This is a genomic window from Acinetobacter sp. B-6 (genome assembly GCF_056930735.1).
On the sequence record NZ_JBXPBY010000009.1, the window covers coordinates 1 to 17,085 of the forward strand.

General features: G+C 39.1%; 13 protein-coding genes. 7 read left to right on the forward strand and 6 right to left on the reverse strand.

Going from position 1 to position 17,085, the window contains the following annotated elements; genetic code table 11:
- Positions 1-142 precede the first annotated feature (142 nt).
- From AC1Z3T_RS12085 to AC1Z3T_RS12095, 3 genes are all read right to left on the reverse strand, one after another.
- Positions 143-2,371 (reverse strand): phosphocholine-specific phospholipase C, encoded by a 2,229-nt coding sequence (locus AC1Z3T_RS12085; RefSeq protein WP_042089945.1) that lies wholly within the window; start codon positions 2,369-2,371, stop codon positions 143-145.
- A gap of 35 nt (positions 2,372-2,406) precedes the next feature.
- Positions 2,407-2,553 carry a hypothetical protein gene (locus AC1Z3T_RS12090; RefSeq protein WP_167387352.1) on the reverse strand — a complete coding sequence of 49 codons (147 nt, stop codon included), beginning with the start codon at positions 2,551-2,553 and terminating at the stop codon, positions 2,407-2,409.
- A 597-nt stretch (positions 2,554-3,150) separates the two neighbouring features.
- Positions 3,151-3,609, reverse strand: a complete 459-nt coding sequence (locus AC1Z3T_RS12095) for a hypothetical protein (RefSeq protein WP_004831270.1) — start codon at positions 3,607-3,609, stop codon at positions 3,151-3,153.
- Positions 3,610-4,233: 624 nt separating this feature from the next.
- Here AC1Z3T_RS12095 and AC1Z3T_RS12100 point away from each other — a divergent pair.
- Complete coding sequence (locus AC1Z3T_RS12100) at positions 4,234-4,686, forward strand: hypothetical protein (RefSeq protein ID WP_100884969.1); 453 nt, start codon at positions 4,234-4,236, stop codon at positions 4,684-4,686.
- Positions 4,687-4,714: 28 nt separating this feature from the next.
- Positions 4,715-5,248 carry a hypothetical protein gene (locus AC1Z3T_RS12105; protein ID WP_004831267.1) on the forward strand — a complete coding sequence of 178 codons (534 nt, stop codon included), beginning with the start codon at positions 4,715-4,717 and terminating at the stop codon, positions 5,246-5,248.
- Between the two features lie 272 nt (positions 5,249-5,520).
- Here the strand turns inward: AC1Z3T_RS12105 and AC1Z3T_RS12110 are convergent, their stop codons facing one another.
- Positions 5,521-5,913: a hypothetical protein gene (locus tag AC1Z3T_RS12110; RefSeq protein WP_100884970.1), complete on the reverse strand. Its 393-nt coding sequence runs from the start codon at positions 5,911-5,913 to the stop codon at positions 5,521-5,523.
- Entirely contained in the window at positions 5,894-7,246 is a 1,353-nt protein-coding gene (locus AC1Z3T_RS12115) for an MFS transporter (RefSeq protein ID WP_100884971.1), read from the reverse strand. Before AC1Z3T_RS12115 ends, AC1Z3T_RS12110 begins: the two co-directional genes overlap by 20 nt.
- 100 nt (positions 7,247-7,346) lie before the next feature.
- Here AC1Z3T_RS12115 and AC1Z3T_RS12120 point away from each other — a divergent pair, with 100 nt between their 5' ends.
- Positions 7,347-8,240, forward strand: coding sequence for a LysR family transcriptional regulator (locus AC1Z3T_RS12120; protein ID WP_100884972.1), 894 nt, complete (start codon positions 7,347-7,349; stop codon positions 8,238-8,240).
- 174 nt (positions 8,241-8,414) lie between these two features.
- Here AC1Z3T_RS12120 and AC1Z3T_RS12125 read toward each other — a convergent pair whose 3' ends face one another.
- Entirely contained in the window at positions 8,415-9,644 is a 1,230-nt protein-coding gene (locus tag AC1Z3T_RS12125) for an MFS transporter (RefSeq protein ID WP_100884973.1), read from the reverse strand.
- 147 nt (positions 9,645-9,791) lie between these two features.
- Between AC1Z3T_RS12125 and AC1Z3T_RS12130 the strand changes: the two genes are divergently transcribed.
- The 4 genes from AC1Z3T_RS12130 to AC1Z3T_RS12145 all read left to right on the forward strand — a co-directional run bounded on the left by AC1Z3T_RS12130 (position 9,792) and on the right by AC1Z3T_RS12145 (position 16,965).
- Positions 9,792-10,577: an AraC family transcriptional regulator gene (locus AC1Z3T_RS12130; RefSeq protein ID WP_100884974.1), complete on the forward strand. Its 786-nt coding sequence runs from the start codon at positions 9,792-9,794 to the stop codon at positions 10,575-10,577.
- 573 nt (positions 10,578-11,150) lie between these two features.
- Positions 11,151-12,335 (forward strand): efflux RND transporter periplasmic adaptor subunit, encoded by a 1,185-nt coding sequence (locus AC1Z3T_RS12135; RefSeq protein ID WP_100884975.1) that lies wholly within the window; start codon positions 11,151-11,153, stop codon positions 12,333-12,335.
- Positions 12,335-15,505 (forward strand): efflux RND transporter permease subunit, encoded by a 3,171-nt coding sequence (locus tag AC1Z3T_RS12140; protein WP_100884976.1) that lies wholly within the window; start codon positions 12,335-12,337, stop codon positions 15,503-15,505. Before AC1Z3T_RS12135 ends, AC1Z3T_RS12140 begins: the two co-directional genes overlap by 1 nt.
- Entirely contained in the window at positions 15,505-16,965 is a 1,461-nt protein-coding gene (locus AC1Z3T_RS12145) for an efflux transporter outer membrane subunit (RefSeq protein WP_100884977.1), read from the forward strand. The genes AC1Z3T_RS12140 and AC1Z3T_RS12145 overlap by 1 nt, the downstream gene beginning before the upstream one ends.
- Positions 16,966-17,085 lie beyond the last annotated feature (120 nt).

Here is a 17,085-nt window from a genome sequence, read left to right on the forward strand (position 1 = left end):
TAGCCGCAGGCTGATCCTGAAATTGGGTGAGAACTCAGCAAGACCTTTGAGACGAAATGCGTATAATTAACCAATCATAAGCCCCTTAATTCTAAAACTAAGGGGCTTATGCAAGGGCTGAATTCGTTAAAATGCTAAAGAATTAAACCATGGCTGGGTCGCTGACGGAATCTGCACCTGTTTCAACTCGCCCTGCAAAACGGCGATAAAACTTGGCATCTTGACTACAGGTCACAGCAAAATCATACCATTGCCAAGCATCTTTTAATTCCCAGTGTTGAGTTAAAGTTTGACCTGCTTTTACCGTGATTTTTAATGGCGAATCAGTTCGATAAACCACTGGGGTAATCACAAACTCAGTATCTTTAGCACCCGTATTGTTCAGGTCGACATAAACATTGCCATTAGCAATATCATAACAAACACGGATTTCAGGATTGATCTGCAAATCTTGATTTCGATTCAAATCACCTTTGAAATGACGGTGAAAACCATTTGGCCCCATGACCCAAAGATCATAGAGACCTTGATTGTCCTTTTTGACATTCCACACATCATCCAAAGTCTTACCTGCTTCGACGATATAGCGACGTGGAATACGGCTTAGATTTAATTTATCATACACATGAAAAACTGCACCTTGAGTTCCTGTGTTTGCAAATAAAAGTTTTACTGTTCCATCACTTTGACAACGTGCACTGGTATGTAATTCATAAGGCAAAGCTTTTGAACGACGAATACCACTGGCTTGAATTGGAAGTTGTAAATTGGTGGGGATTGGCACATTAGGTAATTTTTGTTGTGCTGATCGTAATTGATCTGCTTGTTCGCGAGTTTGTTTACCATTTAATTCAGGCAATACATCTTCATTGGGTGTTTTAAAGTTAAATGCTGTGGTCAAATCCCCACAGATCGCACGACGGTATGGGCTAATATTGGTTTCTTTGACCCCAAAACGTTTTTCTAAAAACATCAATACCGAAGTATGGTCGAAGACTTGTGAGTTAACAATGCCGCCACGGCTCCACGGAGAAATCACAAACAAAGGCACTCGAGGTCCAGGTCCATAAACGCCATTGTCTTTTTTAGGCTGACCACTACTACCGAGAGGTGCATCATGGACATAGTATTCATACTGCATATCGGTTTGGCTAAGTGTAGATTTACCTGCATAGGTATTATCTGCAAGTAATGCTGGTGCTGATGGCGATGGTACATGGTCAAAATAACCATCATTTTCATCAAAATTTATCAGAAAGACGGTCTTACTCCAAACCTCAGGAACAGCTGTTAACGCATCTAAAATTTCTTGAATAAACCATGAACCTTGTACTGGGCTTGATGGTCCAGGGTGTTCACAATATATGGATGGTGCATTGATCCATGAAACTTGGGGTAATTTTCCTGTTTTAATGTCATTTTTAAATGCATCTAAAAACTCTTCAGGTTTATTGCCAGGTAGGGTATTGGCGATCCCTTTATACAGTGGGTTTTTCGCATTATCTGTACTGGCATCATAGGCTTTATATGGTAGTTTCTGTGCTGCGGCATTGTATGGGCTATTAGGTGCACCACCACTTGAAACAGGATAACCAGAATCAATATTGGCTTTTTTAAAGGTACGGAATGCACCTAACATATTATCTCCCCATTCATCTGGCATGTTTTGATAACAAATCCAATTGACCCCAGCCTCTTCTAAGCGTTCAGCATAAGTTTTCCACGTATAACCAATATCCACATTTTTCGGATCACCATCAATCCAATCCCATTCGTTATTTACGAAGGCAGTGCTGGTCGGTACTGCGCCGTTGGTTCCAGTTAAATGAAATGAGCGATTGGCATCTGTACCCGTATGCATGGAGCAATGATAAGCATCGCAAATGGTAAAGGCATTTGCCAAGGCAAACTGATATGGAATTTCTTGTTCTTTAAAATAACCCATCGCATAATCAGTTTTGTAGGTTGGCCAGTTGGACATACGCCCATTGTCCCATGCCTTTTGACTATCCACCCAAGTGTGGTTTGTTCCCGGTGCACGTTGAGCATTATTACTTGAACCATCTAAGTGGAACGGGGTAAGTAGTGCACCATTACTTCGTTGTTGCTGCCAAACACTACGCCCATTTTGCACAGGTATAGTGATACGGTCTGCAAAGCCCCGAACGCCTTTAAGTGTTCCAAAATAATGGTCAAATGAACGATTTTCCTGCATCAGGATGACGACATGTTCAACGTCTTGAATAGTTCCGGATTTGTTGTTGGCGGGAATAGCGAGTGCTTTTTGAATACTGGCTGGAAAGGCTGATAAAGTTGCTGCCCCAAAACCTGTTTTAAGGGTATTTGCTAAAAACTGACGACGATCAATCACAATATTTCTCCTAATTCAATTTTTGTATTTATGACTTATGGTGCACAACGCATAACTGGTTTTTTGGAACCATCAGGTTGAGCCGTAGAGTGATCATCATTGGAATCGTTACAAGCAGTAAGCAGCAGTAAAATGGGGAAAATAAATAAATATGCGCGCCATTGCTTTGAGTTTTTTAACATCTGGTTCATCCATAATTAAAGATGCCCACACCATAAACAGCGCTTGTGACAACTGAGTGTCATCTTTATGACAGCTCATTGACATGAAGAAACAGACAAATAAGTGTGAAAAATTGAGTTTACAATATGACGCTAAAATGCTCGAAAAATATAATGAAATGCACAACTCAATTTAAATGTGGTAGCAGGTGATCTATGGCTATAAGTCTCACTTTATTTTTTTAATCAATCTCAAGCTATTTTTTTCATTTTCATCAAAATCTGAAACCAGATCAGGATTTTATTCAGTCTTATTTAAACGATAAATTTAGAAGTTTTTTGACATTTTTGATGCAGGTGTGGGCAGTTGATTTGAAGATATAGCAATCGATCAATCTTAGTAAAAATCACATAAATAAAAAATTATCTCAAATGATGTCTGAATAAAACTGGTTACAATCCTACGAAATGGCTGAGATTGCGTACTAGTTTGCAATATATTATTTACCCAGGCTCAACGCAGAATGTTGATAATACTTGGGTTGGGTACAAAGCTAAATTTTTAGAAAACTGTGCTTCAATGTTCTAAATGGAATGACACAATATTAAAGGTTGATTTTATTTCACGACCTGTACAGGTGCTGGTGAAAAAATAACTTCTATAGACGAGTGTCCACGTGTTTCATATACATAAGGACCAATAAAGCTTTTGTTTGGATTTTTAGCAAAACTTCGATGCCACGCTCTTAATTTATTTTCAGACAACCATTCTAACTCTAAAGCATTATTGGGATGCCCAAAGTCGATGGTATTCACTGAAAACTGGTTAATCGACTGAATAAAAGCTCTACATCTTTCGGTTTCACCTTTTTTAAGTACCGATACTTGAACTTGTGTTGCACCACCAAACATCGCATCATTTGCGCGGCATTGAAGTACCTGAACATGATAATGACCTTGAGGTGAGGGGAGGTCTTTGACAACTTTATTAACACTGCTCGATTGACATGCAGATAAAAATAGCATCAATGTAGTTATGCCAAGAACTTGTTTTATATTTATTTTATCTAATTGCATCGTATAAGCCTTTTGCATATTGATAGATGAATCTTTGTTATAATCCCAGAAAGTTTAAGCAAAATAGCATCAAATAATTTGATTTTTGCACAACAGACTAGTGTGAGTATTGCATAATATTTCAATAAATATGAAATAAAGTTTTTGATCAATAATTCTATTTTTTTAAATTATTTTTCATGTGCTTATTTTTTTAAGTATGTCACATATGTTTGGCATTATGAGAAATACCAAAATCAGATTTACAAAAAAATGATATAAATAAAAGCATACTTGCTGAAAAATAATCAGAAGTTTTAAGCTAAGTTTGAACCTTGGATAAAATATAGATATTTATTTCAACAGAAAAAGGATCAAGTATTCGCTGTATATAGAAAATTTTTTATGTAAAACACATTCAATTTTTTAAGTTATGTATTTAACAGTTTCACATAATTTTAAAGATTAGATGCTCAATAATCTCAACATGATGAGTTTTGTTCGGATTTATACATTTAGATTATTGGATTTGGGCTGAATGATTCAGAAAACATCGCATCAAAAAAATGGAACAATGCTTTAGATAATTTCATGATAGATCAGCTACTAGTGCTGAAAATAAATCACTTGTTCAAGGACAACAGGATGAAAATCAAAAAAATTTTACTGGCAGCTATTTTAAGCTTTCCGCTGATCGCACACGCAGAAGGTCTAAAGTTAAAGAATAGTACAGGTGAGTTTGATCAATACACAGGACAAATCACGGTCAGTGGCGAATATTCATATTATTTTGAAGATGAAGTTTTAGGGGATGTGGTTTGTTTTCATCCTTATGCACCTTCGGATAAATTGATTCCACGGACTTCGAACGATCAGCGTTCACGGTGGTTCTGTTTTAGCCAGTCTAGTCAAGCCATCAATGCGTTTAAAATTAATAAAAAGTCTAAACAAGGTTATGAGGGTTACACGGGGCATGCCACCGTGACTGTTGGTGATTATGCCGTATATAGGGGTGAGAGTGAGGGGTTTGATACTGCAAAACTGATCTCTGTCAAGAAAGCAGACGCACCAAAACTTGTGAAAAAGTCAGGTTATTAAACAATACAATCTAGATAAAGGATCAATGATGAAAACGATTAAATTTTTAATTGCAGGCATGTTAACTATCCCACTATTTGCTGAGGCAAAAACCTTACAGCAATGGGAACAATGTGCGGATAAGGCTGGTCGCAGTGTCAATGTGCAGGAAGTTGGCAATATTGGTTATGAAGCTGAAATCAAAAGACAGTGTGGTACACGCCCAGTCGCCACTGTCGGTATGGCGAAACCAGATGGAAAACTACCTTATGATGTGATTCAGGCAGAACCTTGGAAAAAGAAGTTTCAACAACTGACAGGCAAAGAATACAGCAAAGTCAAAACATCGTTGGTGGTATCAAGCGCAATGAAACGTGAGGGTGATTGGCTAATTGGTAGCGGTTATGATCCTAAAGGGGCAGGCGCGAGCAAAGCTGTGATCGCCGTCAATACCAAAACAGGAAAAGTTATGGCTTTGATGAGCTCTTATGATGGTGTGCAATATTTTGGTTTTGATGAAAACACAAAAAATATACCTCGCAAATTACAACAATGGATCAGTGAAGAAGTGGCGGCAGGTTAATTTGCTATTCACCATAGAAGGGTTTTAACCGATTGATTTGAGCCGATGTGAACGATTCATGATTTTAGCGGAAAAATCCTCAGAATAGTTCCACTAAAATCCTCAAAACATTTTTTAGATTGAGCCAATCTATGGGAATTTGGGTGAAGCAACAAAGCATTAGATTCGTTGTTTCACCTAAAGTCTTTAATCTATACCATGAATGTTGTTGTAGAGCTCAGTTACTCAAATCTTAGATATAAGCCTATATCGAATTAAAGATACGATTAGATTTATTGAACAAGTGTTTCGTGTAGATATTGCCAATAGCATTTTCCAGATTCAACTCTGATACAAGCAGTTGAGATTCTTAACTGCGTATGATCTGAAGTCTGCTGATGCTCCTGATATTGAATCCAATAATGGTTTTGAGCTTCAAATAAAGGAATAACATTTGAAATAGTAATTTTAAATGCGGATTTTTTACCGATATTTTCACGAAATAAAGAGCTGACTTCTGCCAAAGAAATACAATGCCCCTGAATTGTGATCATTTTAAAATTTTGATCAAAACTCGACAAAAGCTTTTTTAAGCTGTCTTGTGCATTGGGATTGGTAAATACATCTTCAATCCAAATATGTAGGTCTACAATATTTTTTAAAGCTTCATTGATTTGATGATTCATGCGGCTTTTCCTTCCAAACAAAAATTAAAGCGGTTGCGCACAAAAGTGCTGCGATGAGAAAAGTATATTGGTAATGCAATAAACCATTTGAGATGGGCAAGACACTAAAGATAGAAAGAAGAACTACAGTCCCTATGCTAAAAGCCACTTGGCGATTGATGTTCCACAGCACACTTCCTTGTAATAAATCTTGACCAGTAAAATCTTCAAGTGAACTGATTTGGGCGATATTGGCACTTAGTCCACCCCCCATACCCATCAGCAAATATGCAAAAAATAATAGAATTAAATCAGTCGCATGGCTTACCCAAAATAACAGCCCTATGCCTAAGCTATGCAGGGTGATTCCGATAACAAACAACATTTTTTTACCAAAGCGATGATAGAGAAACCCACCACTTATCATGCAGACGAGTGCACCTGTTGCATAGAGCAACATAAACAATCCTGTTTGTTTGGCATTAAAACCAAGATTAAATTGCAAATTAAAGATATTGAGTAAATTCACGCCAGTAAAAATGCCAGGTACTGCATAATAGACAATAAATGCTGTCCGTAAATTACAATTCTTTAATAATTGCAGATTGAGAATGGGAGCATGACAGTGCGCTGAATGCCGCAAATAAACAATAAGCATCAAGACTGAAATTGCGAAGCTTGTGATCGCAAAGAAAATATGATGTAGATCTGTATAGAATGAAAATGACAACAATAGACATAAAAGTCCGATATTGATGAGAATCACGCCTTTAAAATCAGGGTGTTGATCGGACTGACGTTGCTCATCTCTTACCCAGTACCAAGCTAGGCATGCGGTCAGTAATGAAAATGGGAGGTTTGAAAAAAATACCCAACGCCAAGAGAACGTATCTACAATGATTCCCCCTAGTGTTGGGGAAAACGCAGGAGCAATTAAAGCAATCGCCATAATCAGAGTTGAGATACGTTGCCGTTCATGATTAGGGAATAAACCAAATACCAATGCCTGCCCAACAGGAATTAATAAACCACCTGCTAAGCCTTGAATAAAGCGCCAGAAAATTAAACTATAAATGGATGTGCTAAAACCAATGAAGCAAATGCTGAACGAAAACAATAACATTGAAAAACAAAGTAGCTTTCGGTATCCCATTAGGCTTGAAAGCCACAAACTGATTGGCATGATCAAGACCAAACCAAGAATATAGGCATTGCTGATCCAAGCGGTTATAGATGGATTGACTGAAAAGAAAGCTGCAATACTGGGTAAAGCGATTGCTGACATAAAAATATTGATGCAATCAATAAAGAACCCAAGTAAAAATACTGTTGCTACTTTATAACGGTAAGACATAGCGACCTCCAAGATGAGGAAGCGTACGATGCTGACCTTTTATTGTCGATGCAGACGAAGTAAAATCATTGTTTAATAATCTCAAACAATGAGTGATTTCATGCAGAAGAATCTCAAACAAATTACCAGTTTTTTACAGGTGGTAGATTCAGGATCATTTACCAAGGCTGCTGAGATTTTGGGATTAAGTCGTTCTATGGTCAGTATTGATATTAAACATTTGGAACGGTCGTTAGATGCAAGTTTGTTAATCCGCAATACTCGCAATATTGCTTTAACTGAAATCGGTAAAAATTTTTATGATGATTTCAAACAAATTCAATTACAGATTAATGAAGCTTTTGAACGTAGCCAAAATTTAGCAACCAATGTAACAGGTGTTTTGAGATTTTCTTCGACCAATGAGTTTGGGCAAAAATATATTTTGCCGCTATTGGGAAAGTTTTGCCAACAGTATCCTAAGCTGCAACTGCAATATACCTTTAACTCTTCTTTGGATGATTTGGTGACTAAAAAACTTGATTTGGTTATTCGATTGGGAAACTTAAAAGATTCATCATTGAAATCTCGAAAAATTGGTCAATACCCAATTTATTTAGTTGCTACAGCTGAATTTCTAGCACATCATCCAATCAATCAGATTGCAGACTTAGCCCATGTCCCTTGGATTGGACACAGTTTATTAAACTGGCAGGATACCCAATATGTTTTACAAAACCGTGGTGGTGAACAGTACGCTTTACCCTCTGTGAGGTACCAATACGAATCTAATTCAGCTGAAGCGATTCATCAAATGGTTTTGGCTTCTATGGGCGTTGCAATTTGCCCAGCGTGGTTGGTTGAAGATGATTTGCAACAACAGCGATTGATTCGTTTATTGCCTGATTTTGATTTGCCTGTACAAAATATTCAATTGCTCTATTCAAATACCCGTTCTTTACCCACCAAGACACGTATTTTTATCGATTTTTTAATTGAACATTTGTCGCTGTGATCAGCAAAGTAAAACAATATTTTATAGCATGCCGATTGTAAGTTTGGAACTAAGTTAGCCTTAGTTTTGATAAGTATGAAAAAATGCAAAGAAGCAACTTGAGTTTTATGATGAAAGGGTAATTTTTTAGAAAAGATCAGTAAAGACATTGCTTTACTGATCATGAGATTTACTTTATTTCTGTTGTGTATTTGGCAGTAAGGCAGTCATAAATCCTAATAAAGGAAGAAATGAGCATAATTTATAGACCCAGACAATTCCATGTGTGTCTGCTAAATGACCCAGTCCCGCGGCACCCACACCACCAATTCCGAACATCAAACCAAACATTAAACCTGCAATCATGCCGACACGCCCTGGAACGGCTTCCTGTGCATATACCACCAAAGCTGAAAAAGCAGAGGACATCACCAAGCCAATAATTACGGTGAGTATCGCTGTTCCTGTTAAACCCACATAAGGAAGCATGAGCGCAAACGGGGCAACACCTAAAAATGAAACCCAGACCACAGCTTTTCTTCCGATTCGATCACCAACAGGACCTCCAACAAATGTTCCAAGTGCGACCGCACCGAGAAAAATAAACAAATACAGTTGAGAGGTTTGAATGGAAACATTAAAGCGTTCGATCAAATAAAAAGTAAAATAATTGGTAATGGCTGCAATATAAATAAATTTGGCAAACATCAAAACACAAATCACCGACATCGCTTGAATGACTTGGTGGCGGGTGAGTTTGGAGGTTTTTTGTTGACTTGCAACACCTTGTACTGGTGCTTGTTGAAGCAACCATTTAGTCACACGCAACAACACAAAGATCGCTAAAGCAGCAACCACAACAAAAAGCCCAATGGCTCCTTGACCATTGGGGATGATCACGGCTGCTGCCACTAATGGACCTAATGCTGATCCTGTGTTGCCCCCCACTTGAAACATCGATTGTGCTGTACCAAAACGACCACCTGAAGCAGTACGAGCAATACGTGAGGCTTCAGGGTGAAATGTTGATGAACCAACACCAATCAGCGCTGCTGCGATCAATAAGCTTTGAAAGTTGCTGGCGATAGCAATTAAACCGATTCCGACTAAGGTGACTCCCATACCTGCTGGCAATAAATACGGTTTTGGATGTTTGTCAGTATATAAGCCAACCCAAGGTTGTAATAATGATGCAGTAATTTGATAAACCAAAGCAATCCAGCCGATTTGCGCAAAACTGAGCGAAAACTCTGCCTTTAACATCGGGTAGCTTGCTGTAACGACGGCTTGAATAGAATCATTCAATAAATGGGCAATCGCGATAGCACCGACAACGCGCAATACAAATTTTTGTGGGTAATCATCTGACGGAATTTTTTCTTGGGAAAATGGAGTTTCGACAACGGTATTGCTATGACTTGGCATGATTTCTCCGACAAGCTCTCTATGCTTGCAGTACTCGGTAAAAGGCTTTGTTTCTGAGTGTTTTTATCCTAAACTGAAGCTTCACTGACCCACAATCATATTTGGGACATAAACTATCGAGTTCGGGTCATTTTTAAGAGAAAAATCATGCGAAATATTCGGGTGAGTGATGTTGAGGATACAGCGCGTATTGTTATGACAACAGGGAATGATTACCCAGACGGCACAATATTACCCAGTCATAGCCATAAAAGAGGGCAATGTTTATATGCAATTACAGGGGTATTAACGGTCAATACAGATCTTGGAAGTTGGGTTGTTCCTCCCCGTCGTGCATTATGGATTCCCAATGGTATACAGCACGAAGTCCATATGCGTGGCATCACCAAAACTCGCAGTGCCTATATTGTTCCAGAAGTGGCTAAGAAAGCAGGGTTGTTAGAATACTGTGCAGTCATTAATGTTTCTCCCTTACTGCATGAACTTTTATCTGCGGCAATAGATATTCCTGTGGAATATGAACTGGATGGCAGAGATGATTATTTAATGCAATTAATGATTAAAGAAATTGCGATCATGCCTGAATTACCGCTCAATGCACCTTTGCCTCAAGAAGCAAGGTTGAGCGCATTATGTTTAGAGATTTTAAAAGCACCCAGTTTAGATAAAGATCTTGATCAAATTGCAAAACAAGTCGGGATGAGTCGACGCCATTTCACTCGAATCTTTAGACTACAAACAGGAATGAGTTTTAGCCATTGGCGACAACAGGCATGTTTATTGAATGCATTAATGCGTATGGAGTTGGGTCAACCCATTACCCATGTTGCAATGGAGTTAGGCTATAGCAGCAGTAGTGCTTTTACCGCCGCATTTAAACGCTCACTAGGTCTTGCTCCCAGCTTTTATTTGCAGGGAAAAAATTCTGAGTAAATCAAAGCACGACAGCATATTCATATCGGTTGAGTTGAGACTAGATTTCCATCATTTAATATATCATCAAACCACCTGATTAATCATACATGCGCTTTGATATCAAACATTTATATGCAATGAACTTTATGCTTTTTATACAAGTTTTTAAAGACTTGGATGATTTCATTTGTTTTGCACTTTTGAATTATAGATCACCTTTTTATCCTAAGACGACATGGAAGTCGCCATGTTGAGCGGAAGGATATAAGCAAAAACAAAGCACTGCTTTGTTTGCAGCGTAAGGACGTCTCATGGTCGAAAAAACTTGATTCTTTTTAGTCATCAACCAAAACTTAATTGATAAAAACGCTATTTTGATATTTTTAAAGTTTTAATTTCGAATCAGAAAAATAATAGAGCTTAATTTTAAAATTTTGCAGCATTATTTTCTTTATTATTCATCCTTATTCAATCATTAAATATAACTAAATAATCCTATTGACTTTCCAGTAATGGGAAGCTTTAACCTGACCGCTATCGCTACAACAACGTTTTGAATACACCGTAGCATCTCAGGAAATGGGGCATAATATGAAAGCTAAAATGATCGTAGTCTCTATTGCAGTCGCTGCTGTGATCTCAGGGGGGCTCATTTATAATGCACAAAACCAACAAAGTAAAACTCAAGCACAGGCAGCAACCGCAGCACCAGCACCTACAGTTCCAGTCGCAGAAGTGATTACACATGAACTTAGACCCACTGCTGAATATACGGGGTATTTGTCTGCTCCCCAAAGCGTTGAGTTACGTTCTCGTATCGGTGGTGTAATTGAAAGGGTCAGTGTGCCAGAAGGAAGTTATGTCCAAAAAGGTCAGATACTTTTTAAAATTGATCCTGAACCTTTTCAATTGGCATTGGACATCGCTCAAGCACGATTAAAGGCGATTGATGTCCAATATAAACAAGCCATTGCAGACTTTAATCGTGCCAATCAATTGCTTGCCAGCGGCGCGGTTTCTAAAAAAATATACGATGACGCTCTAGCCACAAAAAACAACCGTCAGGCTCAAGTGCAAGAAGCACATACGGCTGTAGATGAAGCAAAACTTAACTTGTCTTATACCAATATCAAAGCACCTATATCCGGGCGTGTTGATCGCGTTTTAGTGACTGCTGGAAATTTAATCACGGGTGGCAATACCAGTAATACGACTTTGTTGACCAGCATTGTTTCCGTAAACCCTTTGTACGTATATTTTGATTTGGATGAAGCCACCTTATTAAAGTTAAAAGAGCAGAACAAACAGGGATTGCTTAATTTACCCATCGCTATGGGATTAGCCAATACCGAAAATCATCCTTATCTCGGTCAATTAAATTTTATCAGTAACCAAGTAGACCAGCGCACAGGAACAATTCGTGTCAGAGCTTCAGTAGAAAATAAACAAGGTGAATTAAGCTCTGGAATGTTTGCACGTATTCAGTTAACAACAGGTGCAAATTATCCAGCGATTTTAATAGATGATCAGGCAGTGGGTTCAGATCAGGATAAAAATTATGTCTTGATACTCGGTGCTGGAAATAAAGTTGAGTATCGACCTGTCAAATTGGGTGCAATGTTTAATGGGCTTCGCATTATCGATCAAGGTTTGAAATCTGGTGAAAAAATCATTCTCAAAGGTTTGGTTGGACCTGGAATGCAAGTAAACCCCAATATCGTTCCTATGCAAGACAATACACAACAAGCTAAAGTTGTGAATCAGGGAGAAAAATAATGAAAAATTTCCCTCACTTTTTTGTAGATAGACCAATATTTGCAATCGTCATTTCTGTATTGATGTTGATTGTCGGAACTTTGGCATTATTTAAACTTCCGCTCAGTGAATATCCTCCGGTTACGCCGCCTACAGTCCAAGTTTCAACGAGTTTTCCAGGTGCAAATCCACAAGTGATTGCAGAAACTGTTTCTTCACCATTGGAACAGGAAATTAATGGTGTTGAGAACATGCTGTATATGAATTCTCAAACCGCTACAGATGGTCGAATGGTGCTGACCGTAACATTCAAGCAAGGAACTGATCCCAATCTGGCAGAAATTCAGGTACAAAATAGGGTATCCAGAGCCTTACCTCGACTACCTCCTGAAGTACAACGAATTGGGGTAATCACACAAAAGGTTTCTCCTGATATTTTGATGGTGGTCCATCTTCAATCGAAAAATAAATATCATGACTACCTCTATGTTTCAAATTACGCAAATTTAAATGTACGTGATGAGCTTTCACGTTTGCCTGGCGTGGGAAGTGTCGTGGCTTGGGGGGGAGAATATGCAATGCGGGTTTGGATTGACCCTAAAAAAATTGCATATCGTGGTTTAACAGCAAATGATGTGGTCAAAACGATTCGGGAACAAAACGTTCAGGTGGCAGCCGGTTCTGTCGGGCAGCAACCGCATGCATCAGCAGCATTTCAGCTTACCGTGAATACCTTGGGGCGTTTGACAACACCTGAGCAGTTTGGCGAGATTATCCTAAAAACAGGTGAGAATGGTCAGGTTACTTATCTAAAAGATGTCGCACGCATTGAAATGGGTGCAGATGCATATTCTTTACGAAGCCTATTAGATGGCAAACCTGCGGTGGCTTTACAGATCTTTCAAAGCCCAGGGGCAAACGCCTTGGATGTATCCACTGCGGTTCATCGCAGTATGGAAAAAATGCAAAAGAATTTTCCACAAGGCATGGAATATAAAATTGCCTATGATCCAACAATTTTTGTCCGTGCGTCTCTAAAATCTGTAATCATCACCCTTTTAGAAGCGATTGCCTTAGTTGTAATCGTGGTCATCGTGTTCCTACAAACATGGCGTGCTTCAATCATTCCATTGGTAGCAGTCCCTGTCTCACTGGTAGGTACTTTCGCATTAATGCATTATTTTGGCTTTACATTGAACACACTCACCCTATTTGGTTTGGTGTTGTCCATCGGTATTGTGGTCGATGATGCGATTGTGGTTGTGGAAAATGTAGAACGGCATATTGTCGGGGGTGAAGCACCTAAAGAAGCTGCCCGTAAGGCAATGACGGAAGTCACGGGACCGATTTTGGCAATTACTGCAGTTTTATCAGCAGTGTTTATTCCTTCTGCATTTTTAACAGGCTTACAAGGTGAGTTTTATCGACAATTTGCCTTAACGATTGCAATTTCAACCATTTTATCTGCCATTAACTCGTTGACACTTTCTCCAGCGTTGGCAGGAATACTGCTCAAACCTCATGGTGATACAACAAAACGCGATCGTTTATCACGATTGATCGAGTTTTTATTTGGATGGTTCTTTAAACGATTTAACCGTTTCTTTGATAAAGCATCAGATGGCTATGTTTGGTCTGTACGCAAGGGTGTGCGTATGAGTGCAATTATTCTGTTTCTTTATGCAGGATTTTTAGCGCTAACTTGGCTAGGTTTCAATAAGGTTCCAAACGGTTTTGTCCCTGCGCAAGATAAATATTACTTGGTCGGGATTGCACAGCTTCCAACAGGGGCGTCACTTGATCGAACTGAAGCTGTGGTGAAAAAAATGACCCAGATTGCTTTAGATGAACCTGGTGTTGAAAGTGTCGTTGCATTCCCTGGATTATCGGTGAATGGACCTGTCAATATTCCCAATTCAGCACTCATGTTTGCCATGTTAGACCCGTTTGAACAACGACAAGATCCTTCTTTGTCTGCCAATGCCATTGCAGGCAAATTAATGGGGAAATTTAGCCAAATTCCTGATGGATTTGTCGGTATATTCCCACCACCACCTGTACCAGGTTTAGGTTCTACAGGCGGATTTAAGTTACAAATTGAAGATCGATCAGGACATGGTTTTAATGCATTGGCTCAGGTTCAAGCACAAATTATGGCAAAAGCTGCTCAAGCACCTGAATTGGTAGGCATGTTGGCAAGTTTCCAAGCAAATGCTCCACAACTTGAAGTCGATATTGATCGAGTCAAAGCCAAGTCACAAGGCGTGGCTTTAAATGAAATCTTTGAAACTTTGCAAGTCAATATGGGATCGATCTATGTCAATGATTTCAATCGCTTTGGGCGCACTTATAAAGTGATTGTACAGGCAGATGCACCATTCCGTATGCAATCTCAAGATCTTGAACAGCTTAAAGTCAGAAATAGTGCTGGTGAGATGATTCCGCTTTCAGCATTTGTCAATATTACCCGAAGCTCAGGACCAGACCGTGTGATGCACTATAACAGTTTTCGCTCTGCAGACATTAGTGGTAGTCCTGCGCCAGGTTATTCTTCAGGTCAGGCAGCAGATGCAATTGAAAAAATTGTTAAGGAAACACTTCCGCAAGGCATGACATATGAGTGGACAGATTTGACCTATCAAGAAAAAATGGCAGGCAATACAGCACTCTACATTTTCCCTCTAACCGTGATTTTAGCCTTTTTGATCTTGGCGGCTCAGTACAATAGTTGGTCTATGCCGTTTGCAGTGCTTCTAATTGCACCTATGGCGCTATTGTCTGCAATAGTAGGTGTGTGGTTGTCTGGCAGTGACAATAATATCTTTACGCAAATTGGCTTCGTTGTGTTGGTGGGATTGGCTGCAAAAAATGCGATCTTGATTGTTGAGTTTGCCCGAACCAAAGAAGAGGAGGGATTAGATCCACTCGACGCTGTTTTGGAAGCGGCACGCTTACGATTACGTCCTATTTTAATGACCTCGATTGCCTTTATCGCGGGTGTTATCCCACTTGTTTTAGCCACAGGTGCAGGTGCGGAAATGCGTCATGCAATGGGAATCGCCGTATTTTCTGGAATGCTTGGGGTCACTATATTCGGTTTATTATTTACCCCGGTGTTTTATGTCGTCATTCGGAAATTTATTTTGGCGCGTGAACAAAAGGCACGTTTAGCGAATGAGGAGAAATTGTAATGAGCAAGTTTCATATACAACAGCAATATTTACGTTATCGATTTATACCTCATCAGCAGTTGGTTGTTACTTTTTTAATCGTGCTGATTTCTGGTTGTTCTTTTGCTCCTAAATACGAACGTCCAAATGTGGATATTGCGTTGCAATATCCACAAGGAGATGCATATCCAAAAACATATACACATCCGAAGAATGCTGAGAATGTTCTAGATATCGGCTGGCGGGCTTTTTTTAAGGATCCATTATTACAGAAACTGATTGAACATGCATTGGCGAACAATCATGATCTAAAGATAGCTACGCTAAATGTTGCTGCACTTGAAGCACAATATCGTATTCGACGTGCAGACTTGTTTCCACATTTAAGCACCAGTGCTGATGCAACAGTCCAAAAGCTTCCGTCAGATATTGCCTATAATCGTCGCCTATATCAATTGGGGTTAAGCTCAGTGGCATGGGAACTTGATCTGTGGGGACGACTAAGAAATTTAAATGAACAGGCATTACAAAATTATCTAGCCTCAGACGAAACACGAACTGCGGTACACATGAGTTTAGTTTCGGCAGTTGCACGTGCATATATGACCTTACAGGCAAACCACGAACAGTTGAGTTTGACACGTGCAACAGTTCAGGCACAGCAACAATCCTATGAGCTGACCAAGGCTTTGGTTAAAAATGGTCAAGCCACACAATTTGATTTAAGTTTGGCTGAAATGTCCTTACGTGCGGCACAATTTGACCAGTCAAAAATGGTGAGATTGGTTGCACAAGATCGCAATGCTTTAATTTTATTGATGGGCACGCCTTTGTCTCAATCAATAGCGTTAGAACTTGACCAAGCTAAAGATTTATCCGACCGCAAATTGCTTTCGCAGATCTCCGCAGGCTTACCTTCTGATTTATTGATGAGACGTCCAGATATTAGAGCTGCTGAACATATGCTTTTAGGTGCCAATGCCAATATTGGCGTGGCACGTGCTGCATTTTTCCCTTCTATTCAGTTAACTGGTTCAGTCGGTATTGCGAGTTCAAGTTTAAGTGATCTTTTTGATTCAGGAACAGGTATGTGGAATTTTATTCCTAAGATTAGCTTACCTATTTTTCATGCTGGTGCGAATAGAGCCAATTTAAATCATGCTCAAGTGTTAAAAAGAATCGAAATAGTGAATTATAACAAAGCTATTCAAACTGCATTTCGCGAAGTCTCGGATCATCTTGCAGGGCAAGCCACACTGGATGAGCAAATTAAAACACAGCAGCAAAGTGTGAATGCCAGTGAGAAAGCATATCAATTGGCAAAGCTGAGATTTAAAGCAGGTCAAGATAATTACTTTGTCGTTTTAGATTTAGAGCGTACCTTATATGCTGCCCAGCAGCAGTTAATCCAAACGCGTTTGGAACAATTGAACAATGAAATCCAGCTATATAAAGCGCTTGGTGGGGGATGGATTAGATAGTAAGGAAAAGTAACGCTGCGTACTTCAGCAATTTGACTCAACATCATGATTATTCAAGAAGTATGCAGCCCGCTTTGTATGTCTCAAATGTAATTTTCATGACCATTCTTTGTATAACTT

Excerpts from the sequence above, each read along its gene's own strand:
- AC1Z3T_RS12090 (WP_167387352.1), bottom strand. The coding sequence starts at position 2,553 with ATGTTAAAAAACTCAAAGCAATGGCGCGCATATTTATTTATTTTCCCC.
- AC1Z3T_RS12095 (WP_004831270.1), bottom strand. The coding sequence starts at position 3,609 with ATGCAATTAGATAAAATAAATATAAAACAAGTTCTTGGCATAACTACA.
- AC1Z3T_RS12100 (WP_100884969.1), top strand. The coding sequence starts at position 4,234 with ATGAAAATCAAAAAAATTTTACTGGCAGCTATTTTAAGCTTTCCGCTG.
- AC1Z3T_RS12105 (WP_004831267.1), top strand. The coding sequence starts at position 4,715 with ATGAAAACGATTAAATTTTTAATTGCAGGCATGTTAACTATCCCACTA.
- AC1Z3T_RS12110 (WP_100884970.1), bottom strand. The coding sequence starts at position 5,913 with ATGAATCATCAAATCAATGAAGCTTTAAAAAATATTGTAGACCTACAT.
- AC1Z3T_RS12115 (WP_100884971.1), bottom strand. The coding sequence starts at position 7,246 with ATGTCTTACCGTTATAAAGTAGCAACAGTATTTTTACTTGGGTTCTTT.
- AC1Z3T_RS12120 (WP_100884972.1), top strand. The coding sequence starts at position 7,347 with ATGCAGAAGAATCTCAAACAAATTACCAGTTTTTTACAGGTGGTAGAT.
- AC1Z3T_RS12125 (WP_100884973.1), bottom strand. The coding sequence starts at position 9,644 with ATGCCAAGTCATAGCAATACCGTTGTCGAAACTCCATTTTCCCAAGAA.
- AC1Z3T_RS12130 (WP_100884974.1), top strand. The coding sequence starts at position 9,792 with ATGCGAAATATTCGGGTGAGTGATGTTGAGGATACAGCGCGTATTGTT.
- AC1Z3T_RS12135 (WP_100884975.1), top strand. The coding sequence starts at position 11,151 with ATGAAAGCTAAAATGATCGTAGTCTCTATTGCAGTCGCTGCTGTGATC.
- AC1Z3T_RS12140 (WP_100884976.1), top strand. The coding sequence starts at position 12,335 with ATGAAAAATTTCCCTCACTTTTTTGTAGATAGACCAATATTTGCAATC.
- AC1Z3T_RS12145 (WP_100884977.1), top strand. The coding sequence starts at position 15,505 with ATGAGCAAGTTTCATATACAACAGCAATATTTACGTTATCGATTTATA.